The sequence below is a fragment of the Hymenobacter aerophilus DSM 13606 genome (genome assembly GCF_000382225.1).
Classification (GTDB): domain Bacteria; phylum Bacteroidota; class Bacteroidia; order Cytophagales; family Hymenobacteraceae; genus Hymenobacter; species Hymenobacter aerophilus.
This window is the reverse complement of sequence record NZ_KB907801.1, coordinates 1-18,164: the sequence shown is the minus strand read 5'-3', so window position 1 is coordinate 18,164 and position 18,164 is coordinate 1. Positions and strand designations below refer to the sequence as shown.

Below are 18,164 nucleotides of genomic sequence, written 5' to 3'. Positions count from 1 at the left end.
GCCGGAAGCCTTTATACCAGACGAAAAGCCCCTTTGTTGGGCCAGAACGCCCTTCTGCCCCCTGGGCCCGCGCCGGCGGCGGGCCGCGTTTCCGGCCCGATGGCACTTTACAGAATTCTGGCCGCTAAAATCAAACCTGAGCACATTCTAAAGAAATCCTGAGTTTCCGGCAAAAAAAGCAGCGGCCGTGCTTGGTTGCCGGCAGGACCCGGTCCCGCCGGCCGCCGCTACGCCCCGCCCGGGCCAACCGCCGAAAAAGGCTTTTCTTGCCAAACTTTTTGGCTTTGTGCCGCATTTATTAGTTTTCTTCCTTCCTGAAATTTCTGCCGGGCATGGCCAAAGTTAAAACCCTGTATTTCTGCCAGAACTGCGGCGCGCAGTCGGCCAAATGGATTGGCCGCTGCCCCAGCTGCGGCGAGTGGAACACCTACGTGGAGGAAGTGGTCGAGAAAACCGACCCCAATACGGCCGCCAACGCCTGGAAAGCGTCCTCTTCGGTCGGCACCACCTCCAAAACCGCCAAGCCCAAGCCGCTGGGCGAAATTCTCTACGAGCAGGAGTCGCGCCTCGACACCCACGACGGCGAGCTGAACCGGGTGCTGGGCGGTGGGCTGGTGCCCGGCTCGCTGGTGCTCATCGGCGGCGAGCCGGGCATTGGCAAAAGCACGCTCATGCTCCAGATTGCCATGCAGCTCGACGGCCTGCGCATTCTGTACGTGAGCGGCGAGGAAAGCGAGCAGCAGATAAAGATGCGCGCCGAGCGCCTGGGCCGCCAGCAGCCCGGCCTCTACATCCTCACCGAAACCAACACCCAGAATATCTTCCGCCAGATCGACCAGCTCCAGCCCAATGTGGTGGTGGTCGATTCCATCCAGACGCTGCACAGCACGCTGGTCGAGTCGGGGGCGGGCTCGGTGAGCCAGGTGCGCGAGTGCACCACCGAGCTGCTCAAGTACGCCAAGGATACCGGCGTGCCGGTGCTGCTCATCGGCCACATCACCAAAGACGGCTCCATTGCCGGCCCCAAAATTCTGGAGCACATGGTGGATACGGTGCTGCAGTTCGAGGGCGACCGGCACCTGACCTACCGCATCCTACGCACCGTAAAAAACCGCTTCGGCTCGACTTCAGAATTGGGCATTTACGAGATGCAGGGCGCGGGCCTGCGGCAGGTGAGCAACCCCAGCGAAATCCTGCTTTCGCAGCGCACCGAAATCCTGAGCGGACTGGCCATTGGGGCCACGCTGGAGGGCAACCGGCCGCTGCTGGTGGAAGTGCAGGCCCTCGTGACGCCGGCTACCTACGGCACGCCCCAGCGCTCGGCCACCGGCTTCGATGGCAAGCGCCTGCAGATGCTGCTGGCGGTGCTGGAGAAGCGCAGCGGCCTGCGCCTGGGCCAGCACGACGTGTTTCTCAACATTGCCGGCGGCCTGCGCCTCGAAGACCCCGCGTTGGACTTAGCCGTGTGCGCCGCCGTGGTCAGCTCGCTAAATGACGTGCCCATCCGGGGCGAAATCTGCCTGGCGGCGGAGGTAGGTCTGAGCGGCGAAATCCGGGCCGTGAGCCGGCTCGACCAGCGCCTGGGCGAGGCCGAGAAACTGGGCTTTGCGGAAATGTACATTTCGCAGTTCAACGCCAAAGGCCTCGACCTGGCCCGCTACGGCATCCGGGTACACCCGGCGGGCCGGCTCGATGAGGTGCTGACGGGCTTGTTCGGCTGAGTTAGCTGGTGGATGCGGCCGTCAGAAACTGGTTGCGGCACAGAAGCCACCTTCTTGTAAAAATCCTGTAAATTCCGGCAGTGGTACCGCATGGTGCGCCGGGTGTACAAAACTTTGTCTATTGCGACGAAACCGGCGAAAAAAACTGCTGGCTCTTGTTGGCTGTTGTGGTTTATTCCAACGTATCTTCGAATCTGAAATTGACTTTTACCGCGACTCTGCTCTTTTATGCGCAGACCGCTGGTAAGCTGCCTTCTAGCTTCCGCCCGATGACGCTTCGCCTTTCGCCTCTTCCGATTATAGTTTGGGTTGGTTTGCTGCTGGGCCCGCTGCTGGGCCACGCGCAGGGCACGGTGGTGCTGACGGGCAAGGTAAGCGGGCGGCTCAGCAGCGACACGGTAGCCGTTTCGCTGCGCGAAAACCCGCTGGAGGCGCACGAGCAAATCACCTATGCCCGCGTTGATAGCAAGGGCGAATTCCGGCTGGCGCTGGCGCTGCAGGGCCCCACGCGGGCCGAGCTGGTGTACGACGACGATGTGGCGGAGCTGTTTCTGGAGCCCGGCAACCAGCTCGACGTGCGTTTCAAGAGCAACGACCTGGCCGGCACCGTGCGCTACAAGGGCCGCGGGGCCGAGGCCAACAGCTTCCTGGCCGAAATGGAGGAAAAGTTCGTGGAAAACGAAGGCTTCCAGGTGCTGCCCGACAACATCATGTTCTACGAGGCGCCCTTCCTGTCGTTTCTGGACTACCGCCGCAAAGAGGAGCTGAAGTTTCTGGAAAACAACGGCGGCGACTTCAGCCCGGCGTTCAAAGACTTTGTGCGCGCCCGCATCACCTACAGCTACGCCAACGACCGGCTCACGTTCCAGGACCTGCGCGAGCAGGTGGTGGCCACCGAGGGCCGGCTGAAAATGTCGCCCACTTATTACGATTTCCTCAACGATAAAAGCCTGATTGAAAACCCTGCGGCCAGCCGCAACGGGCTGTACCAGGAGTTTCTGCTCAACTACATCCACCACTTAGCCGCGGTGAGTGGCAAGCAGCGCACCGACCCCGATTTCTACCAGGTGTGCTACGAGCTGGCCGGCCAGCGCCTGAGCGGCCCCATCAAGCCCATCGTGATGGGCCGCATCCTGAAGGAGTCGTTCCGCTTCGGCCACATCAAGCAGTCGGCCGCCATGCTCGACCAGTACCGCGCCGTTGATAAGGCCAACCAGTATTATCCGGTGCTGAAGTCGGATTTTGAGCTGCACAAGGCCTTCGCCATCGGCGCGCCGGCCCCCGATTTCAAGCTGGTTTCGACTACCGGCGACACCACCAGCCTGCGGCAGTTTGCGGGCAAGCTGGTGTACCTCAACTTCTGGCGCACCACCAGCGGCCTGGCCCTGCGCGATTTGCCCTACGCCGCCGACCTGGCCAAGCGCTTTGAGGGCAAGAATATTGTGTTTCTGAACGTGGCGCTCGACGAGAACGAGGGCGCCTGGAAGCAGTTGGTTATCAGCAAGAAGCTACCCGGCATGCACGTGCGGGCCGGCGGGGGCCTGCGCTCGGCCGTGGCCCGCTCCTACGGCGTGCAGGACGTGCCCACGTATTTTCTGCTGGCCGAAGACGGGACCTTCCTCAACACCCGCCCCAAGCGCCTGAGCAGCCGCGCCGCCGTCGACGAAATCAAGGAGTCGTTCGGCAAGGCCAACACCTACAGCAGCACGCTGGAGAAGAAGTAGTTGAGGTTTAGAGCTTAGATAGTAGAGCATAGAGCTTAGAACCCGTGCTGTCATCCTGAGCGCCGCGAAGGACCTTGTCACGCACTAACGAATCGTTGCTACGACCGTTTTGCATGACAAGATCCTTCGCGGCGCTCAGGATGACAGCTACTTTATTCTAGCTCCCAGCTCCTGACTTCTAGCTTCTCATTCCCTATCTTCCCGCATGTTCTTCCGCCGCCGCCCTGCGCCCGCTGCCGCCGAGCCGCCGACCGATGCGGTGCTGCTGGCCCGCTACCGGGCCCAGGGCGATGTGCACGACTTGGGCGTGCTGTATGAGCGGCACATGGCGGCCGTGCTGGCCGTGGCCCGCCGTTATCTGCGCGATGAGGCCGATGCCCAGGATGCCGTGATGCAGCTGTTCGAGCAGCTGGTGGAGAAACTGCGGCGGCATGAAGTGGACAACTTTCCGGCCTGGCTACACGCCACCGCCCGCAACCACTGCCTGATGCAGCTGCGCGCCCGGCAGCGGGCCGGCCCCGCGGCCGGCGGGGCGCTGGTTGTGCACTTTCCCGATGCCGCCGGTATGGAATCCGCTGCGGCCCGGCATCAGGAAGACGCAGCCGACGAAGCGGCCGACGCCGAGGAACACGAACAGCAGCTCCAGCGCCTCGAAGCCACCCTCGCCGAGCTGCCTCCCGACCAGCGCCAGTGCCTGGAGCTGTTTTACCTCGAAAAGAAAAGCTACCGCGAAGTGGCCGCCCTCACCGGCCTCGACCTGAAGGCCGTAAAAAGCCACCTCCAGAACGGCAAGCGCAACCTGCGCCGCCACCTGCAAGCCGCCCCCGATGCCTCGCCCTAACCGCCTTACGCCCGCCCCCCACGCTGCCCGGCACCTGCCGACGGAGCTGCTGCGCCGGTACGTGGCCGGCGAGCTAAGCGGCCCCGAGGAGCACGCCGTGGAGGCCCATACCCTCGGATGCGAGCAGTGCGCCGAAGTGCTGGAAGGCCTGGAAATGCAGCCCGCCGCCGTAACCGATGCCAGCCTGACCGAACTACGCCAGCGCCTGCACACTCGCGTAGCCGAGTTGGCTGATGAAGCCTCGACTGGCCCGGCCGTAATTCCGATGTGGTGGCGGCCCCTGGCAGCCGCGGCCGTGTTGTTGCTCACGCTCGGCGCGGCGGCCTGGCTGATGCTACGCCCCGTCAACCGCCCCGAAATAGCTGCCCGCTCGGCTCCGGCCGCCTCGAAAGTCCGGCCGACCAATTATCCGGAGGCCAATAACCCGGCAGCCAGCCTCGACGGGGCAGGCACCAGCGCTACGGCCGAAACGGCCGTAGCCGCTCCGTCATCTTCGGATTTATCGGGCGCGGTAGCAGTTGCTCCTCGCCGCCAGCCGGTTCAACCAGGCTATCCGGCCCCGCTGCTACGAAGCGGCTCCAGGGGAGAAGGCGCCCAGCCAATGTCGGCGGAAGTAGCGGCGGCCGAGGTGGCGGAACCATCCGTCACATCATCGGCCGCGGCTGAGGTAGCGGTAGACGCGCCGACTAAATCCGCCGCTTCGGTCACTGCCAAGCCTGCTGCCCCGGCGGCCGACTACGCCAGCAACAGCCCGCGGCCTGCCGAGCCGGGCGAAACGGCCCGGACGCTGCGGGCTACGACTTCGGCCAAGGTTGCGGCGCCAGCCGTGCCTGATGCCGCCAAGCCGGGGCGCACGGTGCAGGGCCGCATTACTGATACGGCCGGCCAGCCGGTGCCGGGCGCAACGGTGCTGGTTCCCGGAGCGAATGTGGGCGTGAGCACCGGCTCCGATGGCCGGTTTGCCCTCACGGTGCCACCCGGCAGCCGGCAGCTGGCCGTCAGCTCCATCGGCTATACCACGCAGTTTCGCTTTCTGCAGGCCGCCGACTCGACCCTGACGCTGGCTCTGGCCCCCGACCGCAAGCAACTGAGCGAAGTGGTCGTGGTGCGCCGCGAAGCTCCGCCGGGTATGCCCAGCGTGGGGCCGCTACCGGCCGGGGGCTACCCCGCGTTCCGGCAGTACCTGCGCGACAGCCTCAACTACCCCGAAAAAGCCCGCGACCAGCACCTGCAGGGCACCGTGCGGCTGCAGTTCGTGGTGGAGGCCGATGGGCAGCTCTCCGGCATCAAAGCGGTGCGCCGCCTCTCGCCCGAGTGCGACGAGGAAGCCATTCGCCTGCTCAAAGAAGGTCCCGCCTGGTTTCCCGGCGTGCAGAACAGCCGCCGCACCGCCCGCAGAGTCGAAATCAACGTCCCCTTTTCTTTGGAGGTGAAATAGTGAAATGGTGAGTTGATGTTCGACGGTCCTGACTGCGCCACTTGCGCCATTAGGACCGTCGAACATCAACTCACCATTTCACTATTTCGCTATTTCACTGCTACCCGCTGTAGCCGCCGCCGCTTTCAGGGGCCGTGGCGCTGCCGCCGGCGTGGTCGGGCGTGGGCAGGTCGGGCTCGGTTTTTATTTCAACCTGGCTGTAGTCAGGGGCGCCGTTACCCTCGGTGGGCACGGGCGTGCCTTCGTCGGAGCCAGAGTTTGAACCGGAAGCGCTGCCGCTGGGGCGGTTGGTGGGCGCTTCCTTGTTTTCGGTGTGGGGAGGCGTGGTGGCCGATTGCTGGTCGGTGGTGGGCTGGTCGCCGGGCGTGGCCAGGGCGTCGGATTCGTCTTCGAACGTCTTTTTCATGGGGATAGGTAAGGTAAGATGAAACGGCCGCCGCGCCGGAGCCGCGGCGTGCCGGAAGGTTCTACGGGCGCGGGGCGCCGATGGCCGGCTCTTTTTTGCGGGGCCGTCGCGGTGGCGGAGGCGCTGGCGGTGGGCTTTGGGCGGCTCTGGGCCGGGTTGCGTACTTTTGCCGCGGGGCCTTCCCCGCAACAACTACCTTTCTACTGCTGATTATGACCCAGTTCCGCCAGGAAAAAGACACGATGGGCACCGTGCAGGTGCCGGCCGACGCCTACTACGGCGCCCAGACCCAGCGCAGCATCGACAACTTCCAGATTGCCCAGGACATCAACCGGATGCCCAAGGAAATCATCCAGGCCTTCGCCTACCTCAAAAAAGCCGCCGCCCTCACCAACCAGGAAGCCGGCGTGCTCGACGCCGACAAGGCCCAGCTGATTGGCCGCGTGGCCGACGAAATCCTGGAAGGCAAGCTCGACGACCAGTTTCCGCTGGTAGTGTGGCAGACCGGCTCGGGCACCCAGAGCAACATGAACGTGAACGAGGTGATTGCCTACCGCGGCCACGTACTGCAGGGCGGCCAGCTCACCGACGAAAAGAAGTTTCTGGCCCCCAACGACGACGTCAACAAGAGCCAGAGCTCGAACGATACCTTCCCGACGGCCATGCACATTGCGGCCTACAAAATGCTGATGGAGACGACCATCCCCGGCATCGAGAAGCTGCGCGACACGCTGAAAGCCAAGAGCGAGGAGTTCATGCACATCGTCAAAATCGGCCGCACCCACCTGATGGATGCCACGCCGCTGACGCTGGGCCAGGAGTTTTCGGGCTACGTAAGCCAGCTCGACCACGGCCTGCGCGCCATCCGCAACACGCTGGCCCACCTGAGCGAGCTGGCCCTGGGCGGCACGGCCGTGGGCACCGGCATCAACACGCCCGCCGGCTACTCCGAAAATGTGGCCCGCCACATTGCCCAGCTCACTGGCCTGCCCTTCATCACGGCCGAAAACAAGTTTGAGGCCCTGGCCGCCCACGACGCCATTGTGGAGTCGCACGGCGCGCTGAAGACGGTGGCTGCTTCGCTGATGAAAATCGGCAACGACATCCGTTTGCTGGCTTCGGGCCCGCGCGCCGGCATCGGCGAGCTGCACATCCCCGACAACGAGCCCGGCTCCAGCATCATGCCCGGCAAGGTGAACCCCACCCAGTGCGAGGCCCTCACGATGGTAGCGGCCCAGGTAATGGGCAACGACGTGGCCATCAACGTCGGCGGCCTGAGCGGCAACTTCGAGCTGAACGTGTTCAAGCCGATGATGATTTATAACTTCCTGCACTCGGCCCGCCTCATCGGCGACGCCTGCGTGAGCTTCAACGATAAGTGCGCCGTGGGCATCGAGCCCATCAAGGCCAACATCAAGAAGCACGTGGATAGCAGCCTGATGCTGGTAACGGCCCTCAACCCCCACATCGGCTACTACAAAGCCGCCGAAATTGCCCAGACGGCCCACAAAAACGGCTCGACGCTCAAGGAAACCGCCATCCAGCTCGGCTACATCACGGCCGAAGATTTCGACGCCTGGATGAAGCCCGAGGAAATGGTGGGCATGTAAGTTCTGTAGTACGGCTGGTTTTGCGCTGTTTGCAATCAGCTTGTTCAGCTACCCTGCTTCCAAAACGAAAGCCGCTGCCCCACCCTGGGGCGGCGGCTTTCATTTTACCCCTATCGTCCGCATATCCGTAAATTGCTGCTATGGATTTCTCACAGAACATCATCCTCGAAAATGAGCGGGCCCTGCTGCGCCCCCTCACCACGGCCGACCACGAGGCCCTTTTGCCTGTGGCCGCCGACCCCGCGCTGTGGGCCTACACGCTCACCCGGGCCGACGACACCATCGGGCTGGCCGCCTACATTGCCCAGGCCCTCGACGGCCGCGAGCGGGGCCTGCGCTACCCGTTTCTCATCATCGACAAACAGACCGGCCGGCCGGCCGGCAGCACCAGCTTCTACAACGTGCACGCCGAGGAAGGACGCATCAGCATCGGCTACACGTGGCTGGGCACCGATTTCCAGCGTACCGGCCTGAACCGGGCCTGCAAGTACCTGCTGCTGCGCTACGCCTTCGAGGAACTGGGTTGCGAGCGGGTGGAGCTGGAAACCGACGCCCGCAACGCCAAGTCGCGCGAGGCTATGCGCCGGCTGGGCGCCACCGAGGAAGGCACGCTGCGCAGCCACCGCTACACCCAGGGCGGCATCCGGCGCGACACGGTGATTTTCAGCATCATCCGCGCCGACTGGAACGAGTTGCGGGCCCGCGTATTTGGCCAGGCCGGTAATGACCGACTTTAAGCAGCCGCCAGCCGGCGCCGGGCGGCGGGCTACGCTGTTGCAGCGGCGGGTGGCCAGCTTCGGCCATGCGGTGCGGGGCGTGGGGGCGGCCCTGCGCACCGAGGTGCACCTCTGGTTTCATGCCGCCGCCACGGCCGCTGTGCTGGGGCTGGGGCTATACTGCGGGCTGGCGCGCTGGGAATGGGCGGCCGTGGCCCTGAGCGTAGGGGCCGTGTGGAGCGCCGAGCTGCTGAACACGGCCATCGAGGCGGTGGTTGATTTGGTGTCGCCGGAATACCACCCGCTGGCCGGCCGCGCCAAGGACGTAGCCGCTGGCGCCGTGCTGGTAGTGGCCCTGGCCGCGCTGGTAGTGGGCCTGCTGGTCTTCTGGCCGTATTTTTTCAGGGAGTAGTGATTAGTGGTTAGGAAAAGAACGGTCATTCTGAGCGAAGGCGGAGGCGGAGTCGAAGAATGACCGTTCTTGCAAATGACCGTTCTTTCCTAATCCTTCATAGGCCCCAGCCAACGAACTACGGCGGGGCTTCGTACCATGCCTGGGGTGCGCGGCGGCTTTCCGGTGGTTGCCGGATAGAGCCGCTTTTCCGCTACTCCCCTGCTCCTATGCGCACTTCCTTGCTTCTGACGGCCAGCCTGGCGGCCGCCCTGTTTGCCACTACCACGGCCTGCCAGCGCGGTGTGGCCCTGACTACGCCCACCGATCCGCCGCAAACCGGCCAGACCAACGGCGTTTCGACGCCCGCGCCCACCAGCGTCAATACCATTGAGCCCACGCCCGACCCCGAACCGGCTTTCGACACGGCCAAGCGGCCGGCCTGGCTGGAAAATAAAATTCAGGCGCATTTTCAGGCCCGAAAGGCCAATCCGCCCATCCGCATCTACAGCTACCAGTACAACGGCGGCAGCGTGTACTACGAAACGAGCGGCGGGGGCGACCAGTTCAGCAACCTCTACGCCGCCGATGGCCGGCTGCTGTGCCACCCCGACGGCGGCCTGACCGGCAAGGGCGACGGCCAGTGTACCGATTTCATGAAAGTGCGCACCGAGGAAAAGCTCATCTGGCAGGACCCGCGGTAGCCTTTTGTGCAGAAGTGAGAGTCGGGAGATGAAATGTGAGATGCCGTAGTTTTGCGCTATCCTTTCCTCTCCTTGCCCACCAGTTGCGTCTCACTTCTTCAGTCTCCCATCTCACTTCTATCAAAATGATCAATACCATCGAAAAGCTCGGCGCCTACAACGTGTGGGCCAACGAAACGCTGCTGGCCCACCTGGATGCCCTCGTGGCCCAGGGCGCCACGCTGCCGGCCGGCGGCCTGCGCATCTACAGCCACGCGCTCAACGCCCAGTCTATCTGGCTGGCGCGCCTCACGGGTACGGCCAGCCCCGTGAAAGTGTGGCAGGAGCACGATCTGGCCGGTTTGCACCACTGGCACGAGCAGACCTCGGAGCGCTTCCACCAGTACACCCAGCAGGCCGACGAAGCCGAGCTCAACCGCCTTATCACCTACACCAACTCGGCCGGCGACGGCTTCACGAGCCAGGTTTCCGACATCCTGACGCACATGCCCATCCACGGCAACTACCACCGCGGTCAGGTGGCCAAGGAGCTGCGCCATGCCGGCCTGGAGCCCATCAACACCGATTTCATCACCTACTGCCGCGAGCTGTCGGCCAAAGCCGCCGCGGCCGATGCGCCGACGCTGTAAGCCGCGCTTTGTCAGCACTTATCAGTCGATAAAAATTTGATGCAAAACCCTTCCGGACGGCTCAGGCAGCCAACCGGAAGGGTTTTGCGTTTGTTATGATACGGCTTCTGCCTGGCAGAGCCGCCCACCCTCACTTTTTCACCGCCCATGACCAACCCACCCGTTCCGGCCCAGCCGCCCGTGCTCAGCACCGAGCGCCTCGCCTCCGCCCTTACCTATGCCCAGTACCGCCAGCGCATCGATGAGCTGATGGCCCAGGGCAAAACCACCGGCGAAACCCAGTCGCCCGAGCTGACGGCCTACGCCAAGCTCAACATTCAGCGCATGCAGCGGCTTGATAAGAAAGCGGAGCTACTACCCGAGCTGCGCGAGGCCCTCGAAGCCCTGGAGCACGACTACGCCTGGGTCATCATCACCGAGGGCTGGTGCGGCGACGCTTCGCAGCTGGTACCGGTGCTCGAAAAGACCGCGCAGGCCAGCCAGGGCCGCATCCGCACCTATTACCTGCTGCGCGATGAGAACCTGGACCTGATGGACCGCTACCTCACCAACGGCGGCCGCGCTATTCCGAAGCTGCTGGTGCTGCACGCCGACACGCTCACTGAAGTAACCAACTGGGGCCCGCGCCCCGCCGAGGCCCAGGACCTAGTGCTGGAACTCAAGGCGGCCGGCGTCGACCACGATGAAATGGCCGAAAAAGTCCATACCTGGTACGCCCACAACAAAACCCACGCCACCCAGCACGAACTCCTGACGCTGGTAAAAGGGCTTTGAGGAGAGACGGCTTAAGGTGAGATGGTGAGATGGTGAAATAGTGAAATGGTGAGTTGACGTTCTGGGGGCCTACCAGCGCAAGTGGCGCAATAAGGTCCCCAGAACATCAACTCACCATTTCACCATCCCACTATCTCACCTTGAGCTGCCTTGCCGCTACCGCAGCCGGTCCATGCTGCGGACCAGGCGCTCGTCGCGGCGGATGAAGCGGCTGGCCAGCAGGTTGAGCATCAGCGCCAGCGTGGGCAGGTAGAAACCGGCCTGGTAGGTGCCGATGAGCTTGATGTTGAGCAGGCTTTCTCCCAGGTTGGAGTAGTAGAAATTGGCGCCGATGGTGCCCACAATCAGCAGGAAGTTGAGCATGCCCAGCTTGAGTTGGTTGAAGCGCTGGCGGAACTGGAAGATGGAGAACAGGGCCACGGCGGCCGAGGCTACGGCCAGCGCCGCAATGGGCCAGGTGCTGGTGGCGCCCAGGGCCGTACCGCCCGGCGCGGCGTTGGTGAAGCTGAGCGTAAAGGCCGTCAGCAGGGCCGTGCCCTGGCTGGCGGGGTCGGTTTTGCTCCAGATGGGCACGAGCAGTACGCTGAGCATGGACAGGGCCAGCAGCAGCAGAAAAACGCTTTGAATTCTTTGTATCATCTTTGTGAAGTAACTTTTCGGCGACCGGAAAACACCCTTGCGGGCCGACAAAAGTAGCCAACTACGACCAGAAAAACCCGATTCTGCCTTATGCCTACTGCCTATATCGTGGACGCCGTCCGCACTCCGATTGGTAAATTTGGCGGCGCGCTCAGCAGCGTCCGCCCCGATGATATGGCCGCCCACGTGCTGCGCGAGCTGCTGCGCCGCAACCCCACCCTCGACCCCAGCGCCATCGAAGATGTAGTGCTGGGCGCTGCCAACCAGGCCGGCGAAGACAACCGTAACGTGGCCCGCATGGCCGTGCTGCTGGCCGGTTTGCCCGTTACGGTGCCCGGCACCACCGTCAACCGCCTGTGCGCTTCGGGCCTGCAGAGCATCATGGACGCCGCCCGGGCCATCAAGGCCGGCGAGGGCGACGTGTACCTGGCCGGCGGCACCGAGAGCATGACCCGCGCCCCCTTCGTGATGGCCAAATCGAGCACGGCCTTCGACCGCGACTTCACGGCCCACGACACCACCCTGGGCTGGCGCTTCCTCAACCCCAAGCTCTCGAAGCTGCACCACCCCTACGCTATGGGCGAAACGGCCGAGAACGTGGCCCGCCAGTACAACGTGAGCCGCGCCGACCAGGACCAGTTCGCCTTCGACTCGCAGCGCAAGTACCAGCGGGCCCTCGAAAAAGGCCGCTTCCGGCGCGAAATCGTGCCCGTGTTCGTGCCCCAGCCCAAAGGCGCCGCCGCCCTCTTCGACCAGGACGAGCACCCGCGCCTTTCCACCCTCGAAAAGCTCGGCACGCTGCGGCCCGCGTTTCAGGTGGATGGCAGCGTGACGGCCGGCAACTCGTCGGGCATCAACGACGGCGCCGCCGCGCTGCTGCTGGTGAGTGAGGAGGCCCTGCAGAAGTACGACCTCACGCCCATGGCCCGGGTGGTGGCCTCGGCCGTTACCGGCGTCGACCCCGCTTACATGGGCATCGGCCCGATTTCGGCCACCCGCAAGGTACTGGAGCGCGCCGGCCTCAGCATCGAGGATATCGACCTGTTTGAGCTCAACGAAGCCTTCGCCGCCCAGGCGCTGGCCTCCATGCGCGAGCTGGGCATCGACCCGGCCAAAGTGAACGTGAACGGCGGCTCCATCGCCATCGGCCACCCGCTCGGAGCCAGCGGCGCCCGCATCACCACCACGCTGCTGCACGAAATGCAGCGCCGCGAAAACGTGCGCTACGGCCTCGCCACTATGTGCGTGGGTGTCGGCCAGGGCGCGGCGGTTATCTACGAGAAGCTGTAGTTGAGCATCGGGAGCTTGGATGCTATACTGTCATCCTGAGCGCAGCGAAGGACCTATGCAGAGGGTAAGGCCTGATGTTAGCTTCTGTATAGGTCCTTCGCTGCGCTCAGGATGACAGGGCCTTTCTAAATCCCCAAGTCACTCAGTCCCCCAGCCCCTTTCCTCATGCCCGACTCCCTGCTAAGTCCGACGCTGGAGCTGCCCGGAGTGGCCGGGGCGCGGCTGCGGCCCTGGACGTTTGCCGACGCGCCCGCCCTGGCCCGCCACGCCAACGACGAGCGGGTGGCCCGTCACATGCGCGACACGTTTCCGTACCCGTATTCGGCTGGCGACGCGGAGTTCTTTCTGTGTTTGGTGGCCGACAGCACCCGCGACCTGTTTCTGGCCATTGAAGTAGACGGCGAGCCGGTGGGCAGCGTGGGCATCCACTTCAAAACCGACGTACGCCGCCGCTCGGCCGAAATCGGCTACTGGCTCGCGCCCGCCTACTGGGGACGGGGCCTGGCTACGGCCGTGGTGCGTACCACCTCGGCCTACGTGCTGGCTCACTTCGATGTCTGCCGGCTTTACGCGGTGGTTTTCGCCAACAACCCGGCCTCGGCCCGCGTGCTGGAAAAGGCCGGCTACGAGCTGGAAGGCCGCATGCGCCGCAGCGTAATCAAGGACGATGAGGTGCTGGATTCGCTGCTCTACGCGCTGGTGGCTGAAACAAGCTGTTAGCTTTTAGCTGACAGCTGTTAGCCTTCAACCATCAGACAATTCCACGAAAAGCTATTAGCTGTCAGCTAGTAGCTAACAGCTCAAAAAAATGCGCTACTTCCTGCACCTGGCCTACGACGGTACCGACTACCACGGCTGGCAGATTCAGCCGGGCGTGACGACCGTGCAGCAGGAGCTGGACCGCTGCCTGAGCCAGGTGCTGCGCCAGCCGGTGTACTGCCTGGGCAGCGGCCGCACCGATTCGGGTGTGCACGCCAGCCACCAGGTGGCCCACTTCGATGCCGACCTGCCCGAAGGCCTCGACTTGCCTACGCTGCTCTACCGTCTCAACCGGGCGCTGCCGGTGGGCATCCGGGGGCAGGTGCTGCACCCGGTGCCGCCCGACGCCCACGCCCGCTTCGCCGCCCGCGCCCGCACCTACGAGTACCACGTGCGCCTCATCCCCGACCCGTTCGCCACCCGCTTCAGCCTCTACCTCGACCGCGCCCCCGACCTGGAAGCCATGAACGAGGCGGCGGCCCTGCTAGTGGGCACCCACGATTTCACCAGCTTTTCGAAAGTAAAAGGGGCCGAAAAGCACTACAACTGTACCTGCTTCGAAGCTGGCTGGCACCTGGAGCCGGGCGGGCTAGTGTTCCGCATCCGGGCCAACCGCTTCGTGCGCGGCATGGTGCGGCTGGTAGTGGGCACGCTGCTGAGCGTCGGCCGCGGCAAGCTGACCCCGGCGCAGTTCGGCGAGATTTTCCGGAGCCTGAGCCGGGTACACGCCAGCGGCGCGGCCCTGGCCGGCGGCCTGTTCCTGTGCCGCGTCGAGTACCCCGCCGAACTGGTGGACGCAGCGCTGTTGCCGGAGGGGCTGCCGTATTTTGCGGGAGCTGGAAGTTAGAAGTGAACGTCATTCAGAGCGGAGCGAAGAATCTCGCGTGCCATGCTAACCCTGTCGTCGAAAATCACTTTGACACGCGAGATTCTTCGCTCCGCTCTGAATGACGTTCACTTCTAACTTCTAGCTCCTTCTTGGGGTTACCTTTGCATTCTCTTAGAAACCTCAATGGAGCAAGCAAAACCCGCCACCAAAACCGGCAATGTATTCGACTGGCAGGTGCTGACCCGGCTGTTCAAGTACGTGCGGCCCTACCGTCGCGTATTCTATTTCCTGATTTTCCTCACCATCGCCACCGCCGCGCTGGGCACGCTGCGGCCCTTCCTGATTCAGCGCATGGTCGATGTCAGCATCGAGCAGGGCGACGTGAACGGACTGAACAAGATGTTCGGGTTGCTGCTGGTGCTGCTCACGGGCCACGCCATCGTCAGCTACCTGCAAACCTACTTCGGCGGCTGGCTGGGCCAATACATCGTGCGCGACATCCGGGTGGATTTGTACCAGCACATCCTCGATTTGCGCCTCAAGTTCTTCGACCGCACCCCCATCGGCCAGCTCGTGACGCGTAATATTTCCGACGTCGAAACGCTGTCGGACGTGTTCAGTGAGGGGCTGGCGGCCATGATTGGCGATATTCTGCAGCTCCTATTCATCGTGAGCTTCATGTTTTATATCGACTGGCGGCTGACGCTGATTAGCCTGTCGGTGATTCCGCCGCTGCTCATCAGCACCTACGTTTTCAAGGAGAAAATCAAGGAGTCGTTTCAGGAGGTGCGCACGGCCGTGGCCAGCCTCAACTCCTTCGTGCAGGAGCACCTGACGGGCATGAACGTGGTGCAGATTTTCAACAACGAGGCCCGCGAGCTGCGCAAGTTCGAGGCCATCAACCAGGAGCACACCCGCGCCAACATCCGCTCGGTGCTCTACTATAGCATCTACTTCCCGGTGGCCGAAGTGCTGGCCGCCGCCGGTGTGGGCCTGCTGGTGTGGTACGCCGCCCAGGGCCAGATTGAGGGCACGATTTCCAAGGGCGCGCTCATCGCCTTCATCATGTACAACGCCCTGTTCTTTAGGCCCATCCGCCAGATTGCCGACCGCTTCAACACGCTGCAGCTGGGCCTGGTGAGCACCGAGCGCCTGCTCAAGCTGCTCGACAGCAAGGAGATACTGGCCGACAACGGCACCTACATCCCCGAAAATCTGCGCGGCGACGTGCAGTTCGAGCATGTGTGGTTCGCCTACAACGACGAGGACTGGGTGCTGCGCGACGTGAACTTCGACATCAAGGCGGGCCAGACCTTTGCCTTTGTGGGGGCCACCGGGGCGGGCAAAACCAGCATCATCAACCTGCTGAGCCGTTTCTACGAAATCAATAAGGGCACCATCCGCATCGACGGCCGTGACCTGCGCGACTACGACCTCAAGGACCTGCGCCGCCACATTGGCGTGGTGCTGCAGGACGTGTTCCTGTTCGCCGGCACCATCCGCGACAACATCACGCTGGGCAAAACCGACATCACCGACGCCCAAATCTGGGAAGCGGCCGACCTGGTGGGCGCCCGCCGGTTCATCGAGCGGCTGCCCGGCGGCCTCGACTACGCCGTAATGGAACGCGGGGCCACGCTGTCGGTAGGCCAGCGCCAGCTCATCAGCTTCGTGCGGGCCATGGTGTACCAGCCGCGCATCATCATTCTCGATGAAGCCACGTCGTCGGTCGATTCGGAGACGGAGGAGCTGATTCAGCAGGCCATTGAGAAGCTCATGCAGGGCCGCACCAGCCTCGTAATTGCCCACCGCCTGAGCACCATCCAGAAAGCCGACCAGATTATCGTGCTCGACAAGGGCGAAATCAAGGAATCGGGCACCCACGAGGAGCTGCTGCGCCACCAGGGCTTCTATGCCAACCTGTACCAGATGCAGTACGCGTAGTTTTGAGTAAAAGAACGTCATGCAGAGCGCAGCGAAGCATCTCGCGTGCTGACGTTGAATTACTATGGAAACGTTAGCACGCGAGATGCTTCGCTGCGCTCTGCATGACAGCATTCACCATTCTTTCCATCCTATGAATCGAATTTTCCTGGCGCTGGCTTTGCTGCTGATTGTGGGCTTTACGGTAGTGTACTGGCAGATGGGCGGCCTGAAGGCGGCCACCGTGACGCTCGAAACCACCGCCCGCCCTTACTTTGTGGCCGGCCGCTACTACGCCGGCCCCGCCAACGACGAGGCCTTTGGCGACCTCACCCGTCAGGCCTACACCATGCGCAAATCGGGCAAGCTGCGCGGCGACTTCAGCAACATCTTCTACAACAGCCCCGAAAGCAACCGCGACTCGGCCCGCGTGTTCGTGGGTGTGCTCGTGGCCGACACCACTTCCCAAACGCTGCCCGAGGGCTACACCTACCGCACGTTTCCGGCCGGCCAGCGCGTGCTGCACGCCCGCATCCAGGCCAGCTACCTCGTGGCCCCCGACAAGCTCTACTCCGGCATCAAAACCGCTGCCGAAGCCCAGAAGCTTACCCTCGCCCATGTCTACCTGGAGCACTTCCCCGACCAGGGCGAGCCCGAGGTTTTTGCGGTGGTGAAGTAGACCTCTGTACTATCCTAAACGCCAAACGGCCCTCCCGAAGCTTTCGGGAGGGCCGCTTGGCGTTTGTGGCTGTGCTGCTTTAGTTGCGGCCCAGGTAGAGCGAGATACCCAATCGTAGGCTGCTCAGACCGAAGCCAAAATTAAAATTGCTGCTGGTATAGTTGAAGACAGAGGAGTTACCACTGTTTTTCTCTGTTAATCGGGAATAGCTTATTCCCTGCAACTGCAGCTCTAGCCCCAGTTTATTAGTAGGGAAAAATACAACTCCCGGTAGTAGGTTAGCATACACCCCTTCTTGTCGTCCGCTGCTGCAAAAGGGGACGTTTTGACTAAGTATTTGCCTGGAAGAGTACGTGTTTTGATACCCTCCCCCCAGCTGGCCATATAGCGCTACCTTTTCCCCAAGGAATTTGTAATAACGACCGAATAGTCCGCCACTGAGTGTCCGCGTACGTTCTTCCGATTCTTCGCGTGAAAACTGACCGGCAAATCCACCACCCACTGGAACATTATAAGATCTATCAGTGGTAGACCTGCCTAACGAAAGGCCGCCTTCCACTCCCAAAGCCAGATTATCGGCCACAAAATAGCCTACGCTCGGATTGAAGAAAAAGGACTTGGCCTTGCGCTCACTAGCTTGGTTATAGGTGCCGGTAGAATTGTCTTCACTCTTGCCCTGGTTGTAGTTTATGGAGCCGGTAAGCAGCTTGGTGCCAGCCGAAATCTGGGCCTGGGCCGATAGGGTAGCGGCGCTCAGGAGCAGCGCGCCAAAAAGAATCTTCTTCATAAAAGGGAAAAGGGTGAGGTGGTCTAGCTAAGCTGGACAGAGTTGGGACGTTGTTTGGAGTTGTGTTTCGAAGTGGTTTGGCGACTGGTAATTGAGGGCGGAATGCCGGCGTTCCGCGTTGTAATAGGCAATGTGGTGGCTGATTTCGAGCCGGGCTTCGGCTAGGCCAGGGAAGGAGCCGCCGTCGAGCAGTTCGGCTTTGAAGCGGCTCCAAAATGATTCGGCGTGGGCGTTGTCGTAGCAGTTGCCGCGCCGGCTCATGCTTTGCAGGGCGCCCTGTTGGGCCACCAGGTCTTTGAAGCGA

At 62.9% G+C, this 18,164-nt stretch carries 19 protein-coding genes; 15 read left to right on the top strand and 4 right to left on the bottom strand.

Features of this window, described 5'->3' with window-relative positions:
• The first annotated feature begins 332 nt into the window (after positions 1-332).
• The 4 genes from radA to H145_RS0101595 all read left to right on the top strand — a co-directional run bounded on the left by radA (position 333) and on the right by H145_RS0101595 (position 5,724).
• Positions 333-1,721 carry a DNA repair protein RadA gene (radA, locus tag H145_RS0101610; protein WP_019946383.1) on the top strand — a complete coding sequence of 463 codons (1,389 nt, stop codon included), beginning with the start codon at positions 333-335 and terminating at the stop codon, positions 1,719-1,721.
• Between the two features lie 269 nt (positions 1,722-1,990).
• Complete coding sequence (locus H145_RS0101605) at positions 1,991-3,445, top strand: TlpA family protein disulfide reductase (protein WP_083937637.1); 1,455 nt, start codon at positions 1,991-1,993, stop codon at positions 3,443-3,445.
• Positions 3,446-3,650: 205 nt separating this feature from the next.
• Entirely contained in the window at positions 3,651-4,286 is a 636-nt protein-coding gene (locus H145_RS0101600; RefSeq protein WP_019946381.1) for an RNA polymerase sigma factor, read from the top strand.
• Entirely contained in the window at positions 4,273-5,724 is a 1,452-nt protein-coding gene (locus H145_RS0101595) for a TonB family protein (RefSeq protein ID WP_019946380.1), read from the top strand. The genes H145_RS0101600 and H145_RS0101595 overlap by 14 nt, the downstream gene beginning before the upstream one ends.
• 100 nt (positions 5,725-5,824) lie before the next feature.
• On the opposite strand, the gene H145_RS0101590 is transcribed toward H145_RS0101595, so the two are convergent.
• Entirely contained in the window at positions 5,825-6,130 is a 306-nt protein-coding gene (locus tag H145_RS0101590) for a hypothetical protein (protein WP_019946379.1), read from the bottom strand.
• 212 nt (positions 6,131-6,342) lie between these two features.
• Here H145_RS0101590 and fumC point away from each other — a divergent pair, with 212 nt between their 5' ends.
• From fumC to H145_RS0101560, 6 genes are all read left to right on the top strand, one after another.
• Positions 6,343-7,740, top strand: a complete 1,398-nt coding sequence (gene fumC, locus H145_RS0101585) for a class II fumarate hydratase (RefSeq protein ID WP_019946378.1) — start codon at positions 6,343-6,345, stop codon at positions 7,738-7,740.
• Positions 7,741-7,880: 140 nt separating this feature from the next.
• A complete protein-coding gene (locus H145_RS0101580; RefSeq protein ID WP_019946377.1) occupies positions 7,881-8,477 on the top strand; it encodes a GNAT family N-acetyltransferase in 597 nt (198 codons plus the stop codon).
• On the top strand, positions 8,464-8,868 hold the full coding sequence (locus tag H145_RS0101575) for a diacylglycerol kinase family protein (RefSeq protein ID WP_019946376.1): 405 nt from the start codon (positions 8,464-8,466) through the stop codon (positions 8,866-8,868). Before H145_RS0101580 ends, H145_RS0101575 begins: the two co-directional genes overlap by 14 nt.
• Before the next feature lie 209 nt (positions 8,869-9,077).
• Positions 9,078-9,551 carry a DUF6970 domain-containing protein gene (locus tag H145_RS23590; protein WP_019946375.1) on the top strand — a complete coding sequence of 158 codons (474 nt, stop codon included), beginning with the start codon at positions 9,078-9,080 and terminating at the stop codon, positions 9,549-9,551.
• A 125-nt stretch (positions 9,552-9,676) separates the two neighbouring features.
• The gene (locus H145_RS0101565) at positions 9,677-10,180 is read left to right on the top strand and encodes a DinB family protein (protein WP_019946374.1); all 504 of its coding nucleotides are present in this window, start codon (positions 9,677-9,679) and stop codon (positions 10,178-10,180) included.
• A 147-nt stretch (positions 10,181-10,327) separates the two neighbouring features.
• A complete protein-coding gene (locus H145_RS0101560) occupies positions 10,328-10,954 on the top strand; it encodes a thioredoxin family protein (RefSeq protein ID WP_019946373.1) in 627 nt (208 codons plus the stop codon).
• A gap of 156 nt (positions 10,955-11,110) precedes the next feature.
• On the opposite strand, the gene H145_RS0101555 is transcribed toward H145_RS0101560, so the two are convergent.
• The gene (locus tag H145_RS0101555) at positions 11,111-11,593 is read right to left on the bottom strand and encodes a DUF4293 domain-containing protein (RefSeq protein ID WP_019946372.1); all 483 of its coding nucleotides are present in this window, start codon (positions 11,591-11,593) and stop codon (positions 11,111-11,113) included.
• Positions 11,594-11,683: 90 nt separating this feature from the next.
• Between H145_RS0101555 and H145_RS0101550 the strand changes: the two genes are divergently transcribed.
• From H145_RS0101550 to H145_RS0101530, 5 genes are all read left to right on the top strand, one after another.
• Positions 11,684-12,883, top strand: coding sequence for a thiolase family protein (locus H145_RS0101550; protein ID WP_019946371.1), 1,200 nt, complete (start codon positions 11,684-11,686; stop codon positions 12,881-12,883).
• 165 nt (positions 12,884-13,048) lie between these two features.
• Positions 13,049-13,603 carry a GNAT family N-acetyltransferase gene (locus H145_RS0101545; protein WP_019946370.1) on the top strand — a complete coding sequence of 185 codons (555 nt, stop codon included), beginning with the start codon at positions 13,049-13,051 and terminating at the stop codon, positions 13,601-13,603.
• 88 nt (positions 13,604-13,691) lie between these two features.
• Positions 13,692-14,489, top strand: a complete 798-nt coding sequence (gene truA / locus H145_RS0101540; RefSeq protein ID WP_019946369.1) for a tRNA pseudouridine(38-40) synthase TruA — start codon at positions 13,692-13,694, stop codon at positions 14,487-14,489.
• Between the two features lie 165 nt (positions 14,490-14,654).
• Positions 14,655-16,415, top strand: coding sequence for an ABC transporter ATP-binding protein (locus H145_RS0101535; protein WP_019946368.1), 1,761 nt, complete (start codon positions 14,655-14,657; stop codon positions 16,413-16,415).
• Between the two features lie 133 nt (positions 16,416-16,548).
• Complete coding sequence (locus tag H145_RS0101530; RefSeq protein WP_019946367.1) at positions 16,549-17,073, top strand: hypothetical protein; 525 nt, start codon at positions 16,549-16,551, stop codon at positions 17,071-17,073.
• 79 nt (positions 17,074-17,152) lie between these two features.
• Here the strand turns inward: H145_RS0101530 and H145_RS22390 are convergent, their stop codons facing one another.
• Positions 17,153-17,860, bottom strand: a complete 708-nt coding sequence (locus H145_RS22390) for an outer membrane beta-barrel protein (RefSeq protein ID WP_019946366.1) — start codon at positions 17,858-17,860, stop codon at positions 17,153-17,155.
• Positions 17,861-17,887: 27 nt separating this feature from the next.
• On the bottom strand, positions 17,888-18,164 hold a 277-nt coding region (locus H145_RS0101520), incomplete at its 5' end, for an integrase core domain-containing protein (RefSeq protein ID WP_019946365.1).

Bases quoted from the DNA above. Each gene is read 5' to 3' on its own strand.
- H145_RS0101530 (WP_019946367.1), top strand. From the start codon at position 16,549: ATGAATCGAATTTTCCTGGCGCTGGCTTTGCTGCTGATTGTGGGCTTT.
- H145_RS0101600 (WP_019946381.1), top strand. From the start codon at position 3,651: ATGTTCTTCCGCCGCCGCCCTGCGCCCGCTGCCGCCGAGCCGCCGACC.
- H145_RS23590 (WP_019946375.1), top strand. From the start codon at position 9,078: ATGCGCACTTCCTTGCTTCTGACGGCCAGCCTGGCGGCCGCCCTGTTT.
- H145_RS0101535 (WP_019946368.1), top strand. From the start codon at position 14,655: ATGGAGCAAGCAAAACCCGCCACCAAAACCGGCAATGTATTCGACTGG.
- H145_RS22390 (WP_019946366.1), bottom strand. From the start codon at position 17,860: ATGAAGAAGATTCTTTTTGGCGCGCTGCTCCTGAGCGCCGCTACCCTA.
- H145_RS0101575 (WP_019946376.1), top strand. From the start codon at position 8,464: ATGACCGACTTTAAGCAGCCGCCAGCCGGCGCCGGGCGGCGGGCTACG.
- H145_RS0101605 (WP_083937637.1), top strand. From the start codon at position 1,991: ATGACGCTTCGCCTTTCGCCTCTTCCGATTATAGTTTGGGTTGGTTTG.
- fumC (WP_019946378.1), top strand. From the start codon at position 6,343: ATGACCCAGTTCCGCCAGGAAAAAGACACGATGGGCACCGTGCAGGTG.
- H145_RS0101550 (WP_019946371.1), top strand. From the start codon at position 11,684: ATGCCTACTGCCTATATCGTGGACGCCGTCCGCACTCCGATTGGTAAA.
- H145_RS0101590 (WP_019946379.1), bottom strand. From the start codon at position 6,130: ATGAAAAAGACGTTCGAAGACGAATCCGACGCCCTGGCCACGCCCGGC.
- H145_RS0101560 (WP_019946373.1), top strand. From the start codon at position 10,328: ATGACCAACCCACCCGTTCCGGCCCAGCCGCCCGTGCTCAGCACCGAG.
- H145_RS0101595 (WP_019946380.1), top strand. From the start codon at position 4,273: ATGCCTCGCCCTAACCGCCTTACGCCCGCCCCCCACGCTGCCCGGCAC.
- H145_RS0101555 (WP_019946372.1), bottom strand. From the start codon at position 11,593: ATGATACAAAGAATTCAAAGCGTTTTTCTGCTGCTGCTGGCCCTGTCC.
- H145_RS0101565 (WP_019946374.1), top strand. From the start codon at position 9,677: ATGATCAATACCATCGAAAAGCTCGGCGCCTACAACGTGTGGGCCAAC.
- truA (WP_019946369.1), top strand. From the start codon at position 13,692: ATGCGCTACTTCCTGCACCTGGCCTACGACGGTACCGACTACCACGGC.
- radA (WP_019946383.1), top strand. From the start codon at position 333: ATGGCCAAAGTTAAAACCCTGTATTTCTGCCAGAACTGCGGCGCGCAG.
- H145_RS0101580 (WP_019946377.1), top strand. From the start codon at position 7,881: ATGGATTTCTCACAGAACATCATCCTCGAAAATGAGCGGGCCCTGCTG.
- H145_RS0101545 (WP_019946370.1), top strand. From the start codon at position 13,049: ATGCCCGACTCCCTGCTAAGTCCGACGCTGGAGCTGCCCGGAGTGGCC.